Annotated in this window: 2 protein-coding genes; both read left to right on the forward strand. The window is 64.8% G+C overall.

Annotation, left to right across the window (positions count from 1 at the left end; translation table 11 throughout):
- On the forward strand, positions 1-1,377 hold a 1,377-nt coding region (locus ACLL97_RS05365; RefSeq protein ID WP_411279452.1), incomplete at its 5' end, for a hypothetical protein.
- 9 nt (positions 1,378-1,386) lie between these two features.
- A complete protein-coding gene (locus ACLL97_RS05370; protein WP_411279453.1) occupies positions 1,387-2,523 on the forward strand; it encodes a glycosyltransferase in 1,137 nt (378 codons plus the stop codon).
- The last annotated feature ends 39 nt before the right edge of the window (positions 2,524-2,562 follow it).

Raw genomic sequence — 2,562 nt, forward strand, 5'->3', positions numbered from 1 at the left:
CACGCCGCGGCGGCCGAGTCGCGGCATGACGACCTGCTCGATGCGCAGCGTACAATCGCCGCCCGCGCCGGGTCGGCCACCACGCAGTGGAGGGCGACCCGCGCCGCCACGGTGAACCGCCTCGGTGTCGCGATCGCGTCTGCTGCGGCGTCCCTGACCGTGGGCGATGTGATCACCATGAAGGCGCTGTACAACAGCTGCAGCGCCGGTCGCGCCGTGCAGGCCCGCGTGGTGTACACCGGTTCGCGCGCGGTGGTACTCGAAGACGTGGCCGCCCCTCGTGCCCGCACCATGGACGCCGACTATCGCGCCATCGGCGACGAGTTCGACCGCGTGCAGTATCCGTTGCTGCGCGACAACATGGGTGACCCGTTGGCGATGAACGGCGCCATGAACGGCGACGGCCGGGTGACCATGCTGTTCACGCGTTTCGTGAACGACTCCGTGGCCGGCACGGCGGGCTACGTGAGCGCCTGCAACTTCTATCCCAAGAGCACCTTCGCCGCCAGCAACGAGAACGAAGTGTTCTACGCCCGCGTGGCCACCAACACCGAAACGCCGTCCGACTGGCGTCGCGCCATGCGCAGCACGGTGATCCACGAAGGGAAGCACCTGGCCAGCTTCGCCGAGCGTTTGGCGAGCAACACGCCGTTCGAAGAATCGTGGTTGGAAGAGAGCACGGCGCGCATTGCGGAGGAGCTGTACTCGCGCACTTTCACCAGCGGTGGCAGCTGGAAGGGCAACACCGGCTTCGCCACCACGGTGCGCTGTGAAGTGTACCAGTGCGACGATCGTCCGCTCATGATGTGGAAGCACTTCTCGATGCTGCACCAGTATCTGCGCGGCGTGGACACGTTGTCGCCGTTGGGCGCGTCGACCAACAACGACGTGACCTTTTACGCCAGCGGCTGGTCGCTGGTGCGCTGGGCCGCCGACCAATACGCCACCACCGAAGGCGCGTGGCTGAAAGCGCTGGTAAAGGGCGGCGCCCAGACCGGCTTGGCCAACCTCGCGCAGCGCACCGGCCGACCGGCGGGCGAACTGCTGGCCGACTGGGCACTGGCCAACGCGGTGGACGACCTGCCGGGGTTTGTGCCCAACCGCCCGCAGCTCACGTTTCCGAGCTGGAACGTGGCCGACGTATGGAGCGGCCTGGCGGGCACGTATCCGGGCTCGTTCTCGGCCGCGCCTTTAAGAGCGCGGGCGTTGAGCTTTGGGTCGTTTGTGCTGCCCGTGCAGCAGCTGCGGGCGTTCAGCAGCAGCTACTTCAGCTTTGACGGCGCGCAGGTGGGGGGGCAGCTGATTGAGCTACGCGGGGAGGGTGGGGCGACCGCGGCGCCGGCGGGATTGCGGGTGGCGGTGGTGCGGGTGGAGTAGGTTTCTCGCGTGACGATTCTCGCTGTCATCGCGTTCGCCGCACTTGCGGCCATCCTGTTCATCTGGCTCGGCTATCCCGTCGTGATCTGGCTTATCGCCAAGGTCGCGGGACAGCCAAATGAGCCAAACCTTGCGGCCGCGGCAACGCGCCGTGTTTCCGTGGTACTGGCTACGCGCGACAGCGTGGAGCCCATCCAGGCCCGCGTCGCGAATCTGCTCGACAGCGCGCATCCAGCCGAGTTGATCGAAGTGATCGTTGCGCTCGATGTAGAGGGCTCAAAGGCAACGCCTGAGCAACTCCGTGAACTCGATGCTTGCGTTCGTGTTGTGGTCGGTGATTCGCCTGGCGGAAAAGCATCTACGTTGAATGCCGGAGTGCGCGCCGCCACCGGCGACATCCTGGTCATGGCCGACGCGGCGCAGCGCTTCGATGCGCACACGATTCCCCAGCTTGTCGCGGCGCTGGAGGACAGTCGGTTCGGCGCGGTGTCCGGCGCACTGGATCTCGGCTGCGACGGAGGCACGTCACCGGTAGACCTGTACTGGCGAATGGAGAAGTGGCTTCGGTACAACGAGTCGCTAATCCACTCGAGCGTCGGCGTCACTGGCGCCGTGTACGCAACGCGCAAAGCACTGTGGGTTGAGCTGCCGGCAGGGACGCTCCTCGATGACGTGTATGTGCCGATGTCGCTCGTGCTGCGGGGTCACCGCGTGGCGTTCAGTTATGCAGCCAAAGCTCGAGATGTGCGGACTTTTGATTCGAAGGCGGAAGGGGCGCGTAAAACGCGCACGCTTACCGGCGTGATGCAGCTGCTTAGTTTGCTGCCGGCGATCAGGAGTTCTGCGAACCCGATTCGAGCACAGTTCGTGATGCACAAGCTGGCGCGACTTACGACGCCGTTGTGGCTGGTGATCGTTGCGATTGCCGCGTTGGGAATGTCTGTTCTCGTAACCGCGCAATATCCGACTGGATCAGCGATCTGCCTCGGCGCGTTGCTCACCATGCTTGCCGTTATCCCCGCGCTGCGACGTCGTGCTGCGAAACTTGTCGGCTGGGGATTCGCTCTGCAGGTCGCCACCGCGAAGGCTGTGATAAATGGACTTCGCGGCTCGTGGTCTGTTTGGCAGAACAGCGACCGAAAATGATTATCCGAACACTTCAAGTGCCAGCTCGATCCGCCCAAA

It is taken from the genome of Gemmatimonas sp. (assembly GCF_046594945.1).
Classification (GTDB): domain Bacteria; phylum Gemmatimonadota; class Gemmatimonadetes; order Gemmatimonadales; family Gemmatimonadaceae; genus Gemmatimonas.